At 41.3% G+C, this 21,266-nt stretch carries 21 protein-coding genes and 1 riboswitch; all 21 genes read right to left on the minus strand.

Annotated features, from left to right (window positions below; all coding sequences use genetic code 11):
* Positions 1-148: 148 nt before the first annotated feature.
* Entirely contained in the window at positions 149-964 is an 816-nt protein-coding gene (locus tag AC0MXB_RS12890; protein ID WP_474040107.1) for a carboxylesterase family protein, read from the minus strand.
* Positions 965-1,030: 66 nt separating this feature from the next.
* Complete coding sequence (locus AC0MXB_RS12895; RefSeq protein ID WP_474040108.1) at positions 1,031-1,840, minus strand: penicillin-binding transpeptidase domain-containing protein; 810 nt, start codon at positions 1,838-1,840, stop codon at positions 1,031-1,033.
* Positions 1,841-2,039: 199 nt separating this feature from the next.
* Positions 2,040-3,842: a BlaR1 family beta-lactam sensor/signal transducer gene (locus AC0MXB_RS12900; RefSeq protein WP_474040109.1), complete on the minus strand. Its 1,803-nt coding sequence runs from the start codon at positions 3,840-3,842 to the stop codon at positions 2,040-2,042.
* Between the two features lie 18 nt (positions 3,843-3,860).
* On the minus strand, positions 3,861-4,208 hold the full coding sequence (locus tag AC0MXB_RS12905; RefSeq protein ID WP_474040455.1) for a BlaI/MecI/CopY family transcriptional regulator: 348 nt from the start codon (positions 4,206-4,208) through the stop codon (positions 3,861-3,863).
* A 263-nt stretch (positions 4,209-4,471) separates the two neighbouring features.
* A complete protein-coding gene (locus AC0MXB_RS12910) occupies positions 4,472-5,653 on the minus strand; it encodes a pyridoxal phosphate-dependent aminotransferase (protein WP_474040110.1) in 1,182 nt (393 codons plus the stop codon).
* A 52-nt stretch (positions 5,654-5,705) separates the two neighbouring features.
* A complete protein-coding gene (locus AC0MXB_RS12915; RefSeq protein WP_474040111.1) occupies positions 5,706-6,839 on the minus strand; it encodes a trans-sulfuration enzyme family protein in 1,134 nt (377 codons plus the stop codon).
* Between the two features lie 98 nt (positions 6,840-6,937).
* A riboswitch (SAM riboswitch) is annotated at positions 6,938-7,041 on the minus strand.
* A gap of 72 nt (positions 7,042-7,113) precedes the next feature.
* Positions 7,114-7,953, minus strand: a complete 840-nt coding sequence (locus tag AC0MXB_RS12920) for a MetQ/NlpA family ABC transporter substrate-binding protein (protein WP_474040112.1) — start codon at positions 7,951-7,953, stop codon at positions 7,114-7,116.
* A 25-nt stretch (positions 7,954-7,978) separates the two neighbouring features.
* Positions 7,979-8,647, minus strand: a complete 669-nt coding sequence (locus tag AC0MXB_RS12925; protein WP_474040113.1) for a methionine ABC transporter permease — start codon at positions 8,645-8,647, stop codon at positions 7,979-7,981.
* Positions 8,644-9,423 (minus strand): methionine ABC transporter ATP-binding protein, encoded by a 780-nt coding sequence (locus tag AC0MXB_RS12930; RefSeq protein WP_474040114.1) that lies wholly within the window; start codon positions 9,421-9,423, stop codon positions 8,644-8,646. The genes AC0MXB_RS12925 and AC0MXB_RS12930 overlap by 4 nt, the downstream gene beginning before the upstream one ends.
* Before the next feature lie 42 nt (positions 9,424-9,465).
* A complete protein-coding gene (locus AC0MXB_RS12935) occupies positions 9,466-10,248 on the minus strand; it encodes an ABC transporter permease (RefSeq protein ID WP_474040115.1) in 783 nt (260 codons plus the stop codon).
* A 53-nt stretch (positions 10,249-10,301) separates the two neighbouring features.
* Complete coding sequence (locus AC0MXB_RS12940; RefSeq protein ID WP_474040116.1) at positions 10,302-10,973, minus strand: ABC transporter ATP-binding protein; 672 nt, start codon at positions 10,971-10,973, stop codon at positions 10,302-10,304.
* Positions 10,974-10,987: 14 nt separating this feature from the next.
* Positions 10,988-12,187, minus strand: coding sequence for an ABC transporter permease (locus AC0MXB_RS12945; RefSeq protein ID WP_474040117.1), 1,200 nt, complete (start codon positions 12,185-12,187; stop codon positions 10,988-10,990).
* Complete coding sequence (locus tag AC0MXB_RS12950) at positions 12,184-12,606, minus strand: DUF4418 family protein (RefSeq protein ID WP_474040118.1); 423 nt, start codon at positions 12,604-12,606, stop codon at positions 12,184-12,186. The genes AC0MXB_RS12945 and AC0MXB_RS12950 overlap by 4 nt, the downstream gene beginning before the upstream one ends.
* A gap of 239 nt (positions 12,607-12,845) precedes the next feature.
* Positions 12,846-14,141 (minus strand): homocysteine synthase, encoded by a 1,296-nt coding sequence (locus AC0MXB_RS12955; RefSeq protein ID WP_474040120.1) that lies wholly within the window; start codon positions 14,139-14,141, stop codon positions 12,846-12,848.
* Between the two features lie 14 nt (positions 14,142-14,155).
* Positions 14,156-14,521 carry a NifB/NifX family molybdenum-iron cluster-binding protein gene (locus AC0MXB_RS12960; protein WP_474040121.1) on the minus strand — a complete coding sequence of 122 codons (366 nt, stop codon included), beginning with the start codon at positions 14,519-14,521 and terminating at the stop codon, positions 14,156-14,158.
* Between the two features lie 4 nt (positions 14,522-14,525).
* The gene (locus tag AC0MXB_RS12965; RefSeq protein WP_474040122.1) at positions 14,526-15,260 is read right to left on the minus strand and encodes an ABC transporter permease; all 735 of its coding nucleotides are present in this window, start codon (positions 15,258-15,260) and stop codon (positions 14,526-14,528) included.
* Between the two features lie 20 nt (positions 15,261-15,280).
* A complete protein-coding gene (locus AC0MXB_RS12970) occupies positions 15,281-16,282 on the minus strand; it encodes an ABC transporter permease (RefSeq protein ID WP_474040123.1) in 1,002 nt (333 codons plus the stop codon).
* Positions 16,283-16,356: 74 nt separating this feature from the next.
* Positions 16,357-17,199: an ABC transporter ATP-binding protein gene (locus tag AC0MXB_RS12975; protein WP_474040124.1), complete on the minus strand. Its 843-nt coding sequence runs from the start codon at positions 17,197-17,199 to the stop codon at positions 16,357-16,359.
* 33 nt (positions 17,200-17,232) lie between these two features.
* Positions 17,233-18,165: a cysteine synthase A gene (gene cysK / locus AC0MXB_RS12980; RefSeq protein ID WP_474040125.1), complete on the minus strand. Its 933-nt coding sequence runs from the start codon at positions 18,163-18,165 to the stop codon at positions 17,233-17,235.
* A 21-nt stretch (positions 18,166-18,186) separates the two neighbouring features.
* Entirely contained in the window at positions 18,187-19,716 is a 1,530-nt protein-coding gene (locus AC0MXB_RS12985; RefSeq protein WP_474040126.1) for a nitrogenase component 1, read from the minus strand.
* Positions 19,717-19,744: 28 nt separating this feature from the next.
* The gene (locus AC0MXB_RS12990; protein ID WP_474040127.1) at positions 19,745-21,085 is read right to left on the minus strand and encodes a nitrogenase component 1; all 1,341 of its coding nucleotides are present in this window, start codon (positions 21,083-21,085) and stop codon (positions 19,745-19,747) included.
* Between the last annotated feature and the right edge of the window lie 181 nt (positions 21,086-21,266).

Genomic DNA, 21,266 nt, shown 5'->3' on the forward strand with positions numbered 1-21,266 from the left:
TTATTTCTAGATTATTCGGCTTTTTCCTACTCACTAAATAAAATTCCCTAGGACAACAAATAAAAGTACTAACACTGTTGATTTGATTATCATCCCCAAAATGCCTGTTATAGTTTGTAAAAATCACTTTTCACAAGATCTTTTTGCATCAATGCTGACGAGTATTACTAAGAAACCAATCATAAAGTTCTTTGTTTTTATATATACCAGCAATATTATGTCCTTGGTCAAGCAGAATCGTGAAGCGAGGCGTACTGCCTTGATTCCGTAGTGCATGAATCATTGCTCCATCCTTTTTCAATGGAGCAATAGAATCTTCTGCACCATGAAAAGCCCATATTGGCATAGAAATCATTTGCGACTTCCAAGTAGTAGGGATTATTGGACTAGCGGCAGCGATAGGAGCTATCGCTGCAAAATATTCTGGATGCTGACAAGCTAGAAACCAAGTACCACTCCCCCCCAAACTTACCCCAGTCAAATAAACTCGATCCTGATCTATACGATATTTCTTGAAAATTTCATCAAGTAGTGCAACAAGAAGATCTGATTTATTTATCCAATCATCGTGTTCGGCACATTGCGGTGCAAGAACAACAAAAGGAAAATCACTGCGATGTTCTGAAAACCAAGTTGGCCCATATTCTTTCACTAAATCTAAATTTTGTCCACGCAGTGAACTGCCATGTAAAAATAAAATCAGTGGCCATTGATTTGTCAGTTGGGTATATTGCGCTGGAAAAATAAGCAGGTATTGAATTCTTTGACCTCGATATGTAAAAGTACTTCTTATTTCTACAAAGTCATCAGATAGTTCGATATTTTTAGTTGTCTGTATCACTGCTGCTGGTGCAATAGGTACAGTCTTTATTTCATTATCCCTAAAGTCTTTTTGAAAAAAGTAACAGAACATGAGAAATATCAAAAAACTAGTAATGCCAACTGCCTTCTTCAAGCTCAACAACCCTTTCTATCTCCTCAGAACGCTCTTTGTTCTAATCTAATAATCCATCAGCCAGTGTCCTCACATTTACAGATAGATTCGAAGATCTCTTAGTAGTAATTTTGTAATTTCTCTGGCCTTTCCGCCAGTGGCGCCATCCATTCCCTGAATATTAGTCGCAAAAAAATAACGATTTCCGTCCTTCTCGATACAGCCAACAAACCAACCTAAAATCCATTTGTCATCTTGAAATCCCGAACCCGTCTTGCCCATAAAACGCATGCCATTGCCTTCAGAGATCGTAATATTTCTTTTTACTATGGCCACATTTTCTGAAGCAACAGGTAACTTGCCAGCATATAATTTGTGCAATAAGTCGACTTGTTCACGAGCTGATATCTGTAAGGAAGATCGTAGCCAGAACGTGGTTAAACCGCCAGATATATCCTGATTCCCATACTGTATCTTGTCAAGAAACGCTTGCATTCTCTCCTTTCCGATCCGTCTGGCAAGTTCCTTAAAGTACCAGACAACGGAATCTCTCGTAGCCGATGATAATGTTTGATCATGATTCCAAGCAGGAAAATCATACCTCGTTCCATCCCATTTAAATAAAGTATATACATCCTCCTGATCAACAACGCCTGTTTCTAGCCCCGCAAGCGAATTATAAATTTTAAATGTAGAACACGGCGATAAGCGCTGTACACTTTGCACTTTATTGAAAACGGTATACTGATTCTTCGCGTCATCATACAGAACAAAGGTGCCTGTAGTAAAGCCATTAAAGTACTTCCCCAAGTCTTCCCGTTCAACTAAATCTGCCGCACTCAGTTTAGCCATAGAGTTAAAACACAAAAAAGTAACGACCAAGCATACTAAAGGCCATTTTTTCATATCCAACATCCTTTCTTTATAGGTGATTCTATTTTTAACATTTTCCTTATCGCAATAAGACTACACTTGTAGTCTATAAGCAGAATATTACACTTGTAATCTATCTGTGTCAATGCAAATTCTGAGAAATTAAAAGTTCCGTCTACTAAGTACAGACAAAGAAAAAACGCAAGGTATACTGACCCTGCGTTTTAAAATTCTATAAAATATTTTCAGCTTTTAGGATAGCTAAAGTTATATTTTTAGCATTAGCACCATCCGCTGCTTCTTTGCCTTGGATATTTGTTGCAAAGATATAGGTTCTGCCATTATTCTTCACAAAACCAACAAACCAGCCGTTAATGTTTTTGCCATTCACATTACCAGTACCGGTTTTACCATATAAAGCGAAATGGTCCTGCTCAAATAGCTTGATGGCATTTTTGACGATATCAATATTTTCCGGCGAAAAAGGCATGTCGTAAGTACATAATTTTTTAAGGATTTCAACTTGTTCTTGAGGAGAAATTTTCAGAGAAGATTCTATCCAAAAATCCTTAATGCCTCCCGAGAGATCATGATTACCGTAACCAGTTTGTTTTAAATAGTTCTCAAGCCTCGCTTTGCCGACTGACGAATCAACCCTCTGAAAATACCAATTCACAGAGTACCTCATAGCCGATTTTAACGTCTGATCTCTATTCCATGGTTCAATTGGGAATAAAGTTCCATCCCAGGCTAACAGCGTATTATCCTTTGTTAAAACTCCCGTCTCAAGACCAATTAAAGAGCTAATAATTTTATAGGTTGAATCCGGCGATATCTTTTCATTATTATTATCGTCATGATATACCAGATAATGGTCTTTTTCTAGATCAAGTAAAACAAAAGCCCCATTATAACCTTGAAAATAACTGCTTAAATCCTTATAAACGATACTTTGCTTTTCTTGTGGCGGTTCGACGAATGAAGCTGCCCCAGATACATCCCTGGCGCTTGTTAGAACAAAACCACTAAACAGCAAAAAGAAAAATACTTCCAAAATCAATTTGGCTGTAGTCCTTTTTTGATAGAAAGCAATCCTTGATAATCGATCCTTAATATGTTTTTTGCTACTAATGAATCCGGCTGTTGTAAAAGAGTTCTCTTGAGATGAGTATCTCTCCAAAAAAGCAATAATCGCGGCGCCATAATAGTGGCATTCTTCTGGTTCCAATAAACTGAGTACTGACGCATCGCAAGCCAATTCCCGATCCTGACGCATTTGATAAAAAGCATACCAAATAAGCGGGTTGAACCAGTGAATGATCTGGAAAAAAGCGATAATCCAATTGACATAAAGATCTTTGCGTTGAAGATGGGCTAGTTCATGGAGAAAAATATAACGTAGATCCGCCTTACTCAAAAACTGAACCATGCCCATTGGCAAAACTAGATGTGACTGCCAAAGTCCAACTATTCTTGGACTTTGAAATTCTTTTGACTCGACCAAAATTGGATTATGCTTTACATTTACCAATTTCTTGCATTCATTCAATAGGTTTAGCACGTCTTTATCTCGAACTTGTGGACTATTCTTTATGATAGCTTGCAGTTTCATAGTGGATCGAATCATATAGCAAGTAAAAATAACTACACCAATAAGCCAAACCAAAAATATCATTTCATTTTCATTATCAAAGAAAGCCCTGTTCATTGATACATAATAATCATCGCTATCGTTCGCGAATTTGTTTATGGAAAACTTTCTATTCACAGTCGACTCAACAGCTACAGATTGACTGGGTTTAAAATAATCAGCACTTTGGGTAACTACATAGTTGAAAACATTAAATATACTTAAAGGGCTTTCTGGCGCAAAGGGAATTAACAATTTTCCAATCAATAGAAACCATATCAGGTACTGCCAGTTTGCCCCTAAGCGATGTTTAGAGACCAAACGAACCACCAGTATTAAGCCGACTAAACCACTCCCTATCAGCGAAGAATATAGCAACCAATGAACAAAAGAATCGAGTCCCATAAAGAGACCTCCCTTGCTTTATTTTTTCTTTTGATCTAGGATGCGTTTCAGTTCAGCTATTTCTTCTTTTGACAATTGCTGTTCCTCTAAAAAATTGGCAAACATCACATTCAAAGCGCCAGAAAATACTTTGTCTAAAAAGGACTGGCTTTCCGCTTTTATACAATCGACTTCGGCCACAAGGGGATAATACACATATTCCCGGCCTTCGACATGAAAAGCGACGGCTTGTTTCTTTACCAGTCTTCCCAACATTGTTTTAACGGTCTTGGGCTTCCATGGCATAATCCCTTCGATTTGCTTAATGACTTGGTTGGCTGTAAGCGGTGCCTTTGCCCATAAAATCTTCATAACTTGCCATTCCATGTCCGAGATTTGCGGTAACGTTTTCAAAGCTTTCCACTCCTAAAGATTACAATTGTAATTATAAATAATATACCCCTTGTAAGACTTCCTGTCAAAAATCAAATATTGTTTAAACCAATGCACTATTTTTTTAAACACATAAGATGAACTGTTACGGTCAAATAAAAAACAACAGTAAAAGTTATGAATCAACCTGGACATAACAAAAGTGCATTTATGCCCTAGCGTAGGCACAAATGCACTTTTTATCAACAGTACGTTTTCTACTTATGCTGTAAACTTACTTTCTTCAATCTTGCTACAGCCGCTTCTAATGTTTCGATTTTTTTGCAGTAGCAAAACCGAATAAAAGTATGGGCATCAGCGCTGTCGGGACGATAAAAACTGGAACCAGGTACCGGCGCAACACCAATTTCCCGGGTTAGATAGAAGGAAAATTCTACATCATCGTGCCACCCTAAAGAACGAATATCCGCCATAATGTAATAAGCTCCCTGCGGTTTTACACAACGAAGACCAACTGATTCTAGCGCTCCTAGGAGCAAATCACGGCGCTCGGCGTAAAAATCTCCTAGCTCCTGATAGTAAGAGTCCGGAAACCGCAAAGCTGCGGCAGAAGCAACCTGTAAGGGGGCAGCAGCGCCAACGGTTAAAAAGTCATGAACTTTACGAATCGAATCCGTAATTTCCGGGGAAGCAATCACATAGCCAATACGCCAGCCAGTCACACTATAAGTTTTTGAGGTGCTGTTAATAATAATCGTCCGCTCAGCCATCCCAGGCAGATTATAGAGAGGAATATGTTTGGCACCATCATAAAGGATATATTCGTAAATTTCGTCAGTAATTGCCAAAACGTCATACTTTTGACATAACTCAGCAATCACTTGTAATTCTTCCGCTGAAAACACTTTACCTGTAGGATTATGAGGCGTATTAATAATAATCGCTCTCGTCTTATCAGAAAAAGCTGCTTTTAATTCATCTAAGTCGAGGTGAAAATCCGGGGTATGGAGCGTCACATATTTGGGAGTCGCGCCGCATAAAACAGCATCAGCGCCATAATTCTCATAAAAAGGTTCAAAAACAATGACTTCATCGCCAGGATTAATCGTCGCAAGTAAGGTCGCGATCATTCCTTCCGTGGAGCCGCAGCAAACGGTAATTTGTTTTTCCGGATCAATTTCGATACCATATTCTTTTTTTACTTTTGCCGTAATGCCATCGCGTAAATCCTTGGTTCCCCAGGTAATCGCATATTGATTATGATCATTAAAAATTGCGTCAGCCGCAGCTTGTTTAATCGCATCAGGCGCTGGAAAATCGGGAAAGCCTTGCGCCAGGTTAATCGCGCCATGTTTTACAGCTACGCGTGTCATATCACGGATCACTGATTCCGTAAAATGACTTGCTTTTTCTGAAGCGTACTTTTGAATTCTCTGCATAATTTCTTCGTCTCCTTTTTCCTCACACCTGTTAATAGTCATAAAACAATTTTTATTCCAAAGCCTGATCTAGATCGGCAATAATATCTGCTACATCTTCCACGCCGACAGATAAACGAAGCAAGCAATCATCAATGCCCAATTTTTCTCTTGTTTCCACTGGAATATCAGCATGGGTCTGTTTCGCCGGAAAAGTAATCAATGTCTCAACACCGCCGAGGCTTTCGGCAAATTGAATGAACTTCACTTTTTCCAGTACTTGCAGCACAAGTTCCGGTCGCTTCACCGTAAAAGAAACCATACCGCCATAACCAGAAGCTTGCTTATCTTGAACCGCCTTGCCGGGATGCTCCGCCAGACCAGGATAATAGACTTTCGTTACATGACGATGCTGATTGAGCCATTCAGCTACAGCCTGAGCATTCTCATTGTGACGCTGCATCCGAAGCGCTAAGGTTTTCATGCCGCGAATCAACAGCCAGCTATCGCCAGGACTTAAAATATTGCCTGTAGCATTCTGGATATATTGAATTTTTTCAGCTAGTTCTGGATCTTTGGCTACAACAAGACCGCATAATAAATCATTATGGCCCGCTAAATATTTCGTACCACTGTGAAGTACAATATCGGCGCCCAGTTCTAAGGGGCGCTGTAGACAGGGCGTTAAAAAGGTATTATCAACAATCAAATGAATGCCTTTCGATTTCGTAAGCCTTGCGGTTGCCGCAATATCAACAATACTCATTAACGGATTGGTCGGCGTCTCAATCAAAACTGCCTTAGTATTAGCTTGGATGGCTGCCGCAATATTCTCTACATCAGTAGCATCAACATAAGTTGCTGTCAAGCCAAAGGGAGCAAACACTTTATCAATGACGCGATAAGTTCCGCCATAACAATCTTGAATCACCACTATGTGATCGCCAGCCTTGTACAACATCAAGACTGCTGTAATGGCCGCCATCCCAGTCGCAAAAGCATAACCGCCTGCACCATTTTCTAAAATTGCGATTCCCTTTTCCAAAACTTCTCGCGTCGGATTCTTGGTTCGCGTATAATCATAACCAGTACTTTGTCCCACTGCGGGATGGGCAAAAGATGCTGTTTGATAAATCGGCGTACTAATTGCTCCGGTTTTCTCATCGCTGCGTACACCAATGTGCACAATTTTCGAATTCAATTTCATGATTTTCCTCCATCCTGTTGTAAAACTCATTTTAGAAACAGTTACTACAATGCATACAAAAAGTCCCTTTCCATGAGGAAAGGGACATAACTTCCTTTCTCTCATCTTTCAGGATTTCTCCTGCTGGATTTAGCACCTTACGCGTAAAAACGCCGGTTGCCGGGTGTCATCGGGCCAGTCCCTCGACCACTCTTGATAAGAGTTTCGCTATGAAATTGTTAATAGTGTAACATTGCTTTATCTTTCTGTCAATGGAATGGAGTATAATTTTTTTCTAAAAAGCGGCAACTACAGCTACGCCATATTTATCTTGAATAAATTTCTTCACCTCTGGCGAAGTTAAATATTCAGCAATTTTTTTGATTTCCGGGCGATTTTCATCCCCTTTTCTTACGACAAGATCATTGGCATAAGGGGAATTAGCATCTTCACGAAATAAAGCTGTTTTAGGATCTATTTTTGCTTCTAAGACATAATTGGTATTAATAACAGCTCCATCGACATCAGGCAAAGCTCTAGTCAGTTGTGCCGGATCGACCTCAACAAATTTTAAGTTTTTCGGATTTTCGATAATATCACGCGGTGTCGCGGCAAAAGTAGCTAACCCTTCTTTTAATTTGATTAATCCATTGGCCTGGAGCAAAATAAGCCCCCGATATTCGTTGGAAGGGTTATTCGATATTGCGATAGTAGCGCCATTTTTCAAGTCATCCTTTGATTTAATTTTCTGTGAATAAAAACCAATTGGTTCTACGTGAACCTTAGCTGCTACTGTAAAATCATAACCTTTTTCCTTCGCAACAGACTCAAGATAAGGCAAATGTTGAAAATAATTACCATCAATCTGTTTATTCTGCAGAGCAGGATTTAATTGCCCTTCATCATCTAAGACAACGACCTCTAAATTAATTCCTTCTGCTTTTAATTTTGGTTTAATAAAATTTAAGATTTCAGCATGAGGCACAACGGCTGCACCAATTTTGACAGTCACTTCTGATTTTCCTGCAGTCTGAGTGCTTTCTTTTTTGTCGCTGCCGCAGCCTCCCATACTAGTGGCTAATGCAACAACACCAAGTATGATAATCAGTTTTTTCCAGCTTTTCTTTATGAACATCCCCATCATCCTTCTCTCTTATCCTTTATTCAAACTTATACCGCTTACGATTAATCCGCCTAGCGAGCCAATCACCTCCCCATTGAATTCCTTGTACTAAAATGACTAAAATAATAACAGTGGCAATCATCACATCATCACGATAACGCATATAACCAAAGCGAATCGCGAGACTTCCGAGACCGCCAGCGCCAATAGCGCCAGCCACAGCAGTAAAACCAGTAATCGCAATAATTGCCAGCGTGACACCCCGGACTAAAGAAGGCAGTGCTTCTGGAATCAGAACTTGCGTGATAATAGTAAAAGGCGTGGCTCCCATTGCTACAGCCGCTTCAATTTTTCCAATCCCCACCTCTTTTAAGCAATTCTCAATAATACGGGCTAAAAAAGGCGCTGCACCAATCGAAAGCGGTACAATCGCTGCCGTAGCCCCAAGTGTCGTGCCAATCAATAAACGAGATAAGGGCAATAAAATTACAATTAGAATAATGGAAGGAAAGGACCGAAAAATATTAATAATCGTTCCTAATATTTTGTTAATCCTAGGCGATGCCAATAAATTTCCTTTCTCGGTAATCACCAAAATAATACCTAGCGGCAATCCTAAAACCAAGGCGGCTAAGGTCGACAGTAACACCATATAAACCGTATCGCCAAAACCGGTAAATAATAGGTCTAATAAGTCATCATTCAAATGCCTTCTCCCTCCCGAAAAATCCGTTTTGACTGAAACCCTTGCAGAATCTGCACAAATTTTTTGGCCGTATCACTTTCAGGATTCATGAAAAATTTATCCACAGTTCCGGTTTCCACGATCTTCCCTTGTTCAATGACAGCCATATGATTGCAAATATGCTTTAAAACATCCAATTCGTGAGTAATCAGTACAATTGTTAACCCCAATTTTTGATTAATAGCTTTCAATAATTCTAAAATAGAATAAGTTGTTTGCGGATCAAGGGCCGAAGTTGCTTCATCACTTAAAAGTACATCGGGTTCATTTGAAAGAGCTCTGGCAATCCCCACACGTTGCTTTTGTCCGCCGCTCAATTGCAATGGATAAGCATTTGCTTTGTCTGTCAAATCAACAAGCTCCAAAATAGCGGCAACACGTTTAGCAATTTCTGTTTGCGGATAACCAGCCACCTTTAACGGAAAGGCCACATTATCAAAAACAGTCTTGGCATCAAACAAATTAAACTGTTGAAAAATCATGCCGATCTTGCGGCGAGCCAGCCGCAGCTGTTGTTTATCCATCGTAATAATATCTTGACTTCCAATTAAAATACTGCCAGAATCCGGCTCTTCCAGTCGATTCAAGCAACGAATCAGCGTTGATTTTCCGGCACCGCTAAATCCGATAATCCCAAAAATATCACCGTCATTAATCTCCAGATTAATGTCTTTGAGCGCATGAACGGTTGCTTGCGGTGTTTGATACATTTTACTTACATTCTGAATGCGAATCATCAGCTTTCAACTCACTTTACTATAGTCAACTTCCTATGCTTGTCAACTTCCGGTAACAGGCTCTTCTTTCCAACGTGTCACGCGTTTTTCAATAGCCACCAACGTATAATTTAGAGCCACGCCTAGCATTGACATGGTAATAATAGAAGCATACATTGTAGGGATTTGATATTTCACTTCCGCATCATAGAGTAAAAAGCCGAGGCCGGCATTGGCGCCAATCATTTCAGCTGCAATCAAAATCAGAATAGAAGTGGTGGCACTTAACCGAATACCTGTAAAAATAGCTGGAATTGAAGCCGGCACAATGACTTTACTAAAAATAGTCAATTGAGATGTCCCCATCGAACGGGCCGACTTAATTAACAGCGGATCGACACTGCGAACCCCGGCAATGGTATTCAGTAAAATTGCCCACTGCACACCCCAGAAAATAATCGCCACCTTCGAAACTTCGCCAATCCCAAAGAGCAAGATAAAGACAGGAAACAAGGCTAGCGTTGAAGTCTGCCGAAAAGTCTGCAGTAAAGGATCAATAAACCGTTCAAAGCCTCTAAACCACCCGATTAAAAGTCCCAAGGGAATTGCAATCGCCAGACCAAGACCAAAACCAATGACCGAACGTCTAAGGCTCACGGCAATATGCTTAATTAATTCACCGCTAAGAAGCAAACTCCAAAAAGCAGCAAAAACTTTCGAAAAAGGCGGCAAAAAAGTCGGATCAGCCAGACCAATTCTTGGCGCCACTTCCCATAGCAGCAAAAAAAGCAAAACTGCTAGTAGCCGATAAAATACAGAAAAAATTCTTTTGAACCACTTTTTCACATGCGCCACTCCTTGTATACCAGTTAAAGAAAAGAAGTATCATCACTTTGTACTCAAACTAATTGAAGCAAGCCTCTTTTTAATTCAAATCTACGGTCAGCTAAAGCAGACTGCCGCCGATCATGAGTGACAATGACAACACCTGCTCCGTTTCGCTGCGCCTTTTTCAGATATTCCATCACAATAGCAGCTGAATCTACATCTAAATCATTTGTAGGCTCATCCGCCAAAATGATCTCAGGTTCTAAGAGCAGAGCCCTAGCCAGAGCAACACGCCGCATCTGCCCAATACTCAGTTGCTCCGGCAAATAGGTAAGACGATGTTCAAGCCCCAACTCGCGCAGCAAATGTTCAGCTCTAGCCGCTGTCGCCGTTTTTTCCGCTTTTTGCTGCTGAAATAGCCAAGCAGGAACCAATACATTTTCCAGTGCAGTAAGCGACCCGACTAAACGCGCTCTTTGAAAAACAAAGCCAATATATAGACTTCTCAGCTTTGCTCGCTCTGACGGGCTAAGCGACCCGACTTCTTGTCCTTTAAACCATATTTCACCTGCACTGGGGTTTTGCAATAAGCCTAAAATAGACAACAATGTTGTTTTCCCTGTTCCAGATTCACCAACAATGGATATCATTTCGCCTTTTTCTAGCTGAAATGAAACATCATATAAAATAGTTTCTTGGCCATAGAATTTTTTAATCTGGCGAATTCCCAGTAAAGATTCCAATTTTCCATCTCCTATCAATCAAACTCTCCCCGTGTCATAACCAAACTGGGCTCCACTTTACTGCTCCGATACGCGGGAATCCACGCGGCTAAAAGACCAATCGCCAGCCAAACTAGAAAAAGCAAAACCCCTATTTTGCCAACAACAAGAAAATCCGGATAAATAAACGGGAAAGACTCATAGGTTAATATAAAGCGCACCGCTCCTAAATAAAAAAGATAACCGCCAATGAATCCAATTAAAGCCCCTAGTGAACAAAGCAAGCTAGTTTCTACAATAATCATGCGGGCAAGCGCCTTCATTGTAAGCCCAAGAGCTAAGTAAAGTCCCCATTCCCCCTGTCTTTCAAGCGTCAGAGAGTAAAGGCGGGAAAAAAGCTGAATGACCGCTGAAATTACAACGATTAGAGCCACTGCCCAGAGCAGTGATCCAATAACAGTAAGCTGTTCATAAGTATGCCGCTTTGCCTCGGCAGCAGAATAGGCATGAACCGGTGCTATTTTTTCCAATTTTGCAATAATCTCACCAATATTAGCATCAGGCTCTACTTCCATTAAAATAGCAGAGATCAACTTGTCCGGCGTCCCTTTTTCTTGCCAAACAGCTTGTAGATATGGTGACTTTGCCGCAATAGCCCGTGCTGTTTTTTGATTCATCAAAATCGAATAATCGAGACCCGTGCCTGTCGGAGCCATAATTGCCGCAACGGTAAAGGTAGTCCCAAGCACATTAATCTTACGACCTTCAAAACTATTTACTTCTTTACCAATAATGATTTCATCGTCAGCAAGTTCTACCTTAGAAATATTTTTAAGCCATGGCTGAATCAGCCAGTCTGTTTGCGGATCAAAACCAATTAAGCGAATCACAGTGCCAATATCGCAACATTCTTCTGTTAGGCTTTGCGTAAAAAATTGACTAGTAATTTTTCTTACGCCTTTGATCTGAGATGCCGCGGCCTCCACCGATTGATTCATATAAATATTTTGCGGCGCTCCGCCATAAAGGATCTCTCCTGGATCTACAGCTACGCCATTTGGAACAACTAAAATATCAGCCCCTAGGCGCTGCTTAGCTGTTTCCATTCCATTATTTACACCTTGTTCTAATAGAAAAACAGCAAAAACAAGTAAAATACCAACAGCTAAAGCACACACAAGTGACAAATTTTGTACACGCCGATACCATAATGATTTTAAAATGATTCGGATCATAACAAGTGATCCTCACGATTTTTTTCTTCTTCTTTTACCACCTGCCAAATCCCACTGATTCCAGCAAGAATTAAAAGAATGGCCGCTCCTGTTTCTACGTGAGCCGTCAAGTGGCAAAGACTATCGCCATGATTGCAAAGTCCAATCGCCCAAGATTGCGGCAAAGCAATGGCAAATAAACCGAGTATACTTAAAAAGAAGTTATTGAATTTCCTTGCTTCCCTTGTTTTGGTAAAAAATAGACTTAGTGAAATGATAATCGCTAAAATAGCGAGAATATATTCTGCCTGAAAGGTATAATAGCAACGCATGGGAGGTTTTCCAGCTACGACTTCACATATAGGAAAAACCAAAGGTAACAGAAGCAAACTGATACTGACAAGCAAGGAAATCCACTGAATGATTTTTTTCTGTCGCAAAGCCCCCACACTCCTTACTGATTATGATTGGTATGATTTTCCATGGTATGTTGTAAAACAGGAGCCTGGCTCTGGCTTGGGTGATTCACACCAAAATGCAACCCAATAATTCCCCCAAAAACGATAAGAACTGATATAAAAATATAACTTCTAAAATTCAATATCTCACCCGCTCTCTATAAAGCTTCTGATCTGTTCTAAATTAAGGCTCCTGCCAATTGAGACAGGAACCTTACTTATTACTGCTGGCTAATAGCAAGCGCCTCATCTAGATAATAGAGCAAATCATCAATATCTTCGAGTCCAATAGACAATCGAATCAAATCTTCTGTTACACCGCTAGCAATCTGTTCTTTTTCACTCAATTGCTGGTGAGTTGTACTAGCCGGATGAATAATCAGTGATTTCGCATCTCCCACATTTGCTAAGTGGGAAAAGAGCCCAATATGATCAATCAATTTCGTTCCCGCATTTCGTCCGCCTTTAATGCCAAAAGTCAGGATTGCCCCAGGACCCTTTGGTAAGTATTTACGTGCTTTTTCATAGGAATGACTTGTTTTAAGGCCTGGATAATTGACCCAAGTAACTGCTGAATGCTGCTCTAAAAACTCTGCTACCTTTTGTGCATTCGCTACATGGCGATCAAGACGCAAAGATAAGGTTTCAATTCCTTGCAAAAACAAAAATGAATTAAAAGGGCTGATGGCAGCGCCGGTATCGCGGAGCAGCGAAACCCGCGCCTTGAGAATATAGGCAGCCGGGCCAAATTTTTCAACATAGGAAAGACCGTGGTAACTAGGATCAGGCTCAACGAGACCCGGAAATTTGCCATTATTCCAGTTAAACTTTCCGGAATCAACAAGGATGCCACCGATGGAAGTCCCGTGACCGCCAATAAATTTTGTTGCCGAATGGACTACAATATCAGCCCCCCATTCAATGGGACGACTTAAATAAGGGGTAGCAAAGGTATTATCAATAATCAAAGGAATATCGTTTTCATGAGCAACTTTTGCTACATTTTCTACATCTAGAATGTCAATTCGTGGATTACCAATAATTTCAGCATAGAGCGCTTTCGTTTTCGGCGTAATCGCCTTACGAAAATTTTCCGGATCATCCGGGTTTACGAAATGAACTTTAATCCCCAGTTTCGGCAATGTATGATGAAACAAATTATAGGTCCCGCCATAAAGTGCTGTTGAAGACACAATCTCATCGCCCGATTCGGCAATGGTCAGGATCGAATAGGTAATTGCTGCCTGTCCTGAGGCAACAGCAAGAGCGCCGATACCGCCTTCAAGGGCTGCAATTCTTTCTTCAAATACCGTTTGTGTCGGATTAATCATGCGCGTATAAGCATTGCCTACTTCATCAAGCGAGAAAAGCCTGGCAGCCCGCTTAGTATCACCTAAAACAAAAGAAGTACTTTGATAAATGGGCACAGCCCGGGCACCAGTCACCGGATCAGGCACCTGCCCTTCATGAACTGCAATCGTATCAAAGCCGTGCTGTCTTACTTGGTTATCAGCCATATCGTTAACACTCCTTATCGTATCGATCTAGTCCGTTTTAGACGACTGCTTCGCGGTTTACGGTGAGTCCAACGTACCCAGTCAAGAGCTTGATCAATCGGTCCTTCGACTGTCACTGTCCAAATGCCTCGCTCTTCTAAGAGAGTGATAGCACCTGGGCCGAATTTACTTGCTAAAACAAATTCGCATTCATCTAACAATTTAGCTATTTTTATTAAATTTTCTTTATTGTTTTTGCTTTCATCGCAAGCAACTATTTTAGTTTCTTTAAATTCAAATTGATCACCAGAAAGTTCATAAACAAAAAATTGATTTGTTTTCCCAAAAGGCTGATCAATCTCTGTCCCACTAGTGCTTGCTATGGCAACCTGAATTGACATATGATCACCCCCTGCCGCTTTCCCAAATAACGACTCGTTTTTCAATCTGTTTCAACATATAATCAATCATGACTCCAAGCAAAGCAATCACTATGGCACCTGAAAAAATCCACTCAATATGATAGTTTTCTTGACTATACAAAATGAACCAGCCAAGTCCAGAGCTAGATCCCATCATTTCCGTTACAATGAGTAAGAAGAAAGAATAGCCAGCACTCAGGCGAAGGCCCGTAAAAATGGCAGGCGCCGCCGCTGGCAAAATGACTTTATAAAAGAGCGACCAACGGTTAAGGCCAAAAGAACGGGCTGCCTTTACCAGTGTATGGTCCACTTGTCTAACGCCTTGGGCTGTATTTAAAAGTATGGGCCATAAACAAACCCAGGCAATCATACTGATTTTTGCCGTTTCCCCAATCCCTAGAAATAAAATAATAATATGAAATAAAATAAATGGATTTGCTTGTTCCGCCAGATTACATAACGGTGACAAAGCAAGTTCAATTTTCCGAAACCAGCCGCCTAATAGCAGACCTGCGGGAATTGCAAGTACTGTTGCCACTAAAAACCCGACAAGAGCCCGCTCCAAACTAATTAAAATATGAGGTACAAAAAGTCCAGAAAAAAGCAGATCAACAATAGCTACAAGAACTTTAGATAAAGGAGGAACAAATAGCGGACTGATCAAACCCAGTCGACAAATGATTTCCCATAAGCATAAAAAAATAATAATCGACCGCACTTTGCATCCCCCTTTCCTCACTATTTTTCTTCCACGGCTGGCTTATAGGTAGGTACTGTCGGATGCTGCTCACCTGAATGAGCAGCACCTTGCTCCATGTGATGATGCTGCATATTGTGATGCTGCATCTCGCTGCCTGCTTCGCCTTGATTGCTCTGAATTGAACCGGTTATTCCTCGCTGATTCACTTGCTGCACTTCAGTACCGCCAAAAATAAGAATTCCAGCGACTACCCCAATCAAAATTGGCATGTAAAAAACAGTCGGTTCTTTTATTACCTTCTCTTGCCTAACCCGATCAAAGGATAGTGATGATTCACGCCAGAAGGAAACATCTTTTTCTACTTTTAGTAAAAGCTGATTGATAAAAACACCTAGTAAAATAATAAAAACTCCAGCTGCATACATCCGAGGAATTTGAAATAACATGGCGGAATTATGAACAAGCCACCCTAGCCCGGCATGAGCGCCTAACATTTCGGCCCCAATCAGCATAAAGGTTGCCATTTGGCCGCCCACTCTAAGTCCTGTTATAATCGAGGGAAAAGCAGCAGTCCATAAGACATGACGAATTAAAACAGAGAGAGGAGCATTCATGGAAGCAGCTGTTTTTAATAACAAAGGTTCCACGGTCCGCAGACCTGTGACAGTATGGAATAAAATAGGCCACAAGGCAACTAAGGTAATCGTGGCAATTTTTGCTGTTTCTCCCATGCCAAAAAAAAGTAAAAAAACAGGAGCTAAGGAAAAAGGATTGACATGACTCAATAAGCGTAATAAAGGATCGAGTCGTTTACTATGACTTGGAAAAGAAGTTTCTAATAAAAATCCAAACGGGATTGCGATACTTGCAGCTAAGAATAAACTGAACAAGGCGCGCCACAAACTAACGACAATATGAATTGGCAAGTCACCATCCTGCCAGAGCCAGAGGATCGTTGCTACAACCGTGCTGACAGCAGGGAGAAATTGCGGATCAGCCCAACCGAGTCGCGACGCAGCTTCCCACAAAAGTAAAAACACAAATATCCCGGAACTTCTAAGTAATAGTGCTCTCCAAAATCCGCGCGTACTGTTCATAAAAATCGCCAACAGCCTTACAATGCCGCTGATGAGGAAATTTCATCAGCTATATTTTGTTCAGCTGGAATTTCTTGTTTCGTTGGCAAATCAGTTTGCAGAAGCTCCCAGATTTTATGGCGAATCCAGCCAAATTCTGCAGAAGAACGGATTCCGTCACGCGGCCGCGGTAAATTGATTTCCACGATTTCTTTAATCGTACCAGGATTTGCTGTCATCACAGCAACGCGGTCGCCTAAAAAAACAGCTTCATCAATTCCATGAGTAACAAAAACAATTGTCTTCTTGGTTTTTTCCCAGATTCTAAGAAGTTCTTCCTGCAAAACTTCTCGTGTTTGCGCATCCACTGCCGCGAAGGGTTCATCCATAAGCAGCACTTCCGGGTCATAAGCTAGTGCCCGGGCGATGGCTACACGCTGCTTCATCCCGCCGGAAAGTTCATGGGGATAACGATCTTCAAATCCTTTTAATCCGACTAATTCAATATATTTTTGACTAATCGCCGGCCGTTCTTTAGCCGGTACTTTTTTTATTTCTAAACCAAATTCTACATTTTTACGAACACTGCGCCAGGGAAATAGTGCATAGCCCTGCAAAACAATCCCACGATCCAACGCTGGTCCAGTAATCAATTTGCCATCAATAAAAATTTCACCGGAACTAGGGTGAGCCAGCCCTGCGATCATATCAAGAAAAGTAGACTTTCCGCAGCCGCTTGGCCCGACAATGACTAAAAACTCACCTTGTTTTACCGTTAAATTCAATTGTTTTAACGCTTCAAATTCAGTTGGCTTCTCTTCATTTTTTTGTTTAATTTGATAAACGCGACGAATATTTGTGGCAACAATCTTATCAGGCATACTCTCCCATCTCCTTATTGTCACTTTTATTTATTATTTAAGATCTTGAAATAAAGCGGTACTAATATAACGCTCTCCCGTATCAGGCAGAATCGCTACAATTAATTTCCCCTTATTCTCTTTCCGTTTTGCCAGCTGCAAAGCGGCAAAGGCAGCTGCGCCGGAAGAAATACCAACAAGTACGCCTTCCTGGCGCGCCAATTCTTTCGCCGTATCAATCGCTTCTTCGTTTTTCACTTTATAAATTTCATCGACAAGTTTAAGATCAAGAACTGTCGGCACAAACCCGGCACCGATTCCTTGTATTTTATGAGGGCCTGACTTACCGCCGGAAAGAACAGGTGAATCATATGGCTCAACAGCAACAATTTGCACCTTGGGATTATGCTGCTTTAAAATCTGGGCAATACCGGTAATCGTACCGCCAGTTCCCACTCCGCCGACTACAATATCCACTTTGCCATCGGTATCATGCCAGATCTCTTCTGCTGTCGTTGCCCGATGGATTGCTGGATTTGCCGGATTATTAAACTGCTGCGGCACAAAAGAATTAGGAATTTGAGCCGCCAGCTCCTCCGCCTTGCGAACTGCGCCTTTCATCCCATCGGCACCGGGCGTTAAGACAAGTTCAGCGCCATAAACTTGCAGTAAACTACGTCGTTCTATACTCATCGTATCAGGCATCGTTAGAATCAAACGATATTTCTTAGCTGCGGCAATGAGGGCCAAAGCAATCCCCGTATTACCGCTTGTCGGCTCAATAATTACCGTATCAGGCTGAATCAAACCTTTTTCTTCGGCATCTTTGATCATGCTAAAGCCAATACGATCCTTAATACTTCCGCCAGGATTAAATAACTCCAGTTTTACTACGACATCGGCTACGGCATCTTCTAACGTACTCGATAACCGCAGCAACGGTGTCCGGCCAATTAATTCGGTAACACGATTCGCAATTTTTGACATTTCTAACACTCCCTCATTTGTTTAATCACGCGACGCTAGTAGTGCCGCTTCATCAATATAAGAAAAAGGATCCTTGTCATACCAGGCTTTGTGGTAAGGCAGTTTTACGTTATTTCCTAAATTATGATTGAAGGACGGATTTTTGAGTATTCTTGCCAGACGCCGGGCAAATTCGAAAACACCTGAATAACCGAGGAAAAGCTGGCTTTGATGAAACAAAGGAATCACCGGAATCCCCTGTTTTGCTGCCCAGGCATTCGTTCCCACATGACCGACATATATATCCGGCTTTAACTTGTGAATCAAATTATTCTGCTCAAAGGGCTGACCTGTTGCCACATTAAAGGTAGCTTGCTGAATTTCACCTTGTTCGCCTAGCATTTCATCACCGAATTCATCATAGTGATAGGCGCGTAGGCCGACAACTTCAAGGCCAAGATATTCCAAAAGTTCAGCATTAGCCAGCACACGAATTTCTCCACCGCCAACCAATACTCGCTTGCCTTTGAAAATCTGTCGATAAGGTTCTAAAGCCGCTTCGAGTGCTTTCACTTCTTGATCAATAAACCGCTTCGCTTCTTCCTCTATACCAAAAAATTGAGCGATATCATGAATCCAGCGATTCGTATACTTAACGCCAATCGGGATAGTCCGTAAAATATAAGGAATTTGATATTTTTCTTGTAGATGCCCTACAAAATAATCATCATGAGTTGCACAAATACTTACATTCAGCGCCGCCTCTGTTGCCTTTTTAAAATCATCAGGATGAGCATAGCAAGGCAAAATATTCAAGTTTAAATCCAGCGCTTTAAGCAAGCGTACCAGTTCATATTCATCAATCCGGCTCATTGAGGAAACATTGAGCACATTGACAGTCCGGCTCACGCGATACTTCTCTTGTAATAACTGCAGCTCCGTCTGTTCATCGCGGCGATACGCCGTTTCTACTTCTTCCGGCTCTACTAAATTTCGTAAAATCCCATGATAAACGGCATCATAGGCGCTAGCCATAATTTTAGTTTTAAAACCTTCGCAATGAACAGGCACAATTTTCGCTTTGACTTCTTTCTGAGCTTGTTCCACAACGCCATCAATATCATCACCAATAATGGCTGGTACACAGCTATTTACAATAATGATAGCGCTGGGGCGAAATTCTTTTTCAGCGTGTAAAATAGCTTCTCTTAGCCGCGACTCCCCGCCGTTAATGACTTCAAGTTCTCCTAAATTCGTATTAACCCAGATCAACCCTTTGGCCTGGCTGTCACGAAGCTTCTGGAAATTCTTATTAATCCCCGCTTGAGCCAAACTCCCGCCGCCGCAGCCAACTGGTCCATGGACGATTACAACAGAATCGCGAATTGTATTTAAAATTGCTAGACTTAAATTAAGCTGGCAGCCTTGCGTCTGTGAAAAAGTTCGTTTAATACCGTTCAAGCAGCCTTTTTTTGATTGATCTACTAAATTACTGCAAGATCCGCCATAAGTATTGCAAGCCTTCAATCGATCTTCTCGTACCGGCGGCGCCTTTTCGCGAATATAATCCATGTCGTAAAACCCCTTCCCACTCTGTCAATTATCGGTTTCCCACAAGCAAACCTAAAATGTCTTCTGTTAAACGCAGCGCCCCTTCGTAACCGAGATAGGCCCGATCTAGAACAATCCGATTTGAAATAGGATAAGCCACACTCAGATGCGGTGCGCCAATGGTATCGGCAAAGTCACGTTCCAAACTGCTGCCAAGAACAAATGCCGGACTGAAAGAATCAAAATACCGCGAATTGCTATTTTGCGGCCATACAGTCTGGAAATGCTTGCTGACATTTGACGTATCTGTATCGAAAACAACCTTAGGTTTCACACCGGATACAAAATGAGTAAACCCTTCTCTTACCTTCTCTTCTTCTTGTTCATCTAATTGATCGGTAACCACAACAAGTTCAGGCAGCCAGCCTAAATCATCGGCTAGAAACCCGGTCAGCGCCGCCGCATAATTCGCATCAGCTACGACAACACTGTAACGTTGCAAATCAAGGTCATTATAGACATCGGCTAATCGGTCTAAATAACCGTAATAACGTGATTTTTCCGAAGCAATAACCGCCTCCACCCGTTCTTTCGCCACCCCAAGAGCTTCACCGATAATTTGCAAAAAGCGTTCTGTTCCTGCCGCCCCAATTGGCAGCGGCGCTACCACATACGGGACACCGTGAACTTCTTCAAATACTTTAGCTGGCTCAATGCCATATACATCAGATACTACGATATTCAGGCTGGCAGCAGCAGACTGTTTTAAATTATCAATGGTTTCGCCTTCGCCAAAAAAGGTATTCACCTGATAACCTAACTTTTGCAGTAAAGATTTTAAAACACTTAAATTTCCTTTCCAAAAAACATCTTGCACAGGCACAAGTCCAAAGAGATTTACGATATGTTTGTCTTTTACTGGTTGTTTTTCTACAAATTCAGCAAAAAGTTTGCTTAGTACAATATCATAGCCTTTAAAAGAATTCCCTTTAAAACCGCCTGTTTCTGCTGCAAAAACGGGCTGATCTTGTTCTTTAAACCGTTTGGCCACTGAAATAGCGTCATCGCCGATGATATCAACCATGCAACCTGTCACCACAAAATACAGATCGCCGTCGACAATTTCTAAGGTATTCGAAATTTGCTCTGCCAGGCGTTCTTCACCGCCAAAAACAATGTCTTTTTCATAAACATTTGAACTAGGAAGCGCCTGCCCAGCGCAATAACCGCTTCCTAAATAACCGGCAGCGCCATTTAAGGCATTGGCAAAATTGCCGCCGCAGCCAGCTGCAGCATGAATAATCGAAATTGCTTTTGGTAGAGCCTTTAAAGTAGCCACTGCTCCCCCCATGGCACATAGATAGCGGGGTCTGTCAATAAAATGAGTCATCCAGCTTCCTCCATTACATTAAATTAATAAAAAAAGGCGAAGAAGGAGTTCTCAAAAGAGAAACTCTTCTTCGCCTTCAGTCTTTTAACTGACCAGCTAAATAACATAGTAAGTAGTCATTTTTACTGTTTTGACTCACTATAAATCAAAAAAGCCAAGGAATATCATTACGATATCCTTA

The organism is Pelorhabdus sp. sgz311001, from assembly GCF_055901755.1.

Coding starts and splice junctions, on each gene's coding strand:
- AC0MXB_RS12895 (WP_474040108.1), bottom strand. CDS start 1,840: ATGAAAAAATGGCCTTTAGTATGCTTGGTCGTTACTTTTTTGTGTTTT.
- AC0MXB_RS12900 (WP_474040109.1), bottom strand. CDS start 3,842: ATGGGACTCGATTCTTTTGTTCATTGGTTGCTATATTCTTCGCTGATA.
- AC0MXB_RS12905 (WP_474040455.1), bottom strand. CDS start 4,208: ATGGAATGGCAAGTTATGAAGATTTTATGGGCAAAGGCACCGCTTACA.
- AC0MXB_RS12910 (WP_474040110.1), bottom strand. CDS start 5,653: ATGCAGAGAATTCAAAAGTACGCTTCAGAAAAAGCAAGTCATTTTACG.
- AC0MXB_RS12915 (WP_474040111.1), bottom strand. CDS start 6,839: ATGAAATTGAATTCGAAAATTGTGCACATTGGTGTACGCAGCGATGAG.
- AC0MXB_RS12920 (WP_474040112.1), bottom strand. CDS start 7,953: ATGTTCATAAAGAAAAGCTGGAAAAAACTGATTATCATACTTGGTGTT.
- AC0MXB_RS12930 (WP_474040114.1), bottom strand. CDS start 9,423: ATGATTCGCATTCAGAATGTAAGTAAAATGTATCAAACACCGCAAGCA.
- AC0MXB_RS12945 (WP_474040117.1), bottom strand. CDS start 12,187: ATGATCCGAATCATTTTAAAATCATTATGGTATCGGCGTGTACAAAAT.
- AC0MXB_RS12955 (WP_474040120.1), bottom strand. CDS start 14,141: ATGGCTGATAACCAAGTAAGACAGCACGGCTTTGATACGATTGCAGTT.
- AC0MXB_RS12960 (WP_474040121.1), bottom strand. CDS start 14,521: ATGTCAATTCAGGTTGCCATAGCAAGCACTAGTGGGACAGAGATTGAT.
- AC0MXB_RS12975 (WP_474040124.1), bottom strand. CDS start 17,199: ATGCCTGATAAGATTGTTGCCACAAATATTCGTCGCGTTTATCAAATT.
- cysK (WP_474040125.1), bottom strand. CDS start 18,165: ATGTCAAAAATTGCGAATCGTGTTACCGAATTAATTGGCCGGACACCG.
- AC0MXB_RS12985 (WP_474040126.1), bottom strand. CDS start 19,716: ATGGATTATATTCGCGAAAAGGCGCCGCCGGTACGAGAAGATCGATTG.
- AC0MXB_RS12990 (WP_474040127.1), bottom strand. CDS start 21,085: ATGACTCATTTTATTGACAGACCCCGCTATCTATGTGCCATGGGGGGA.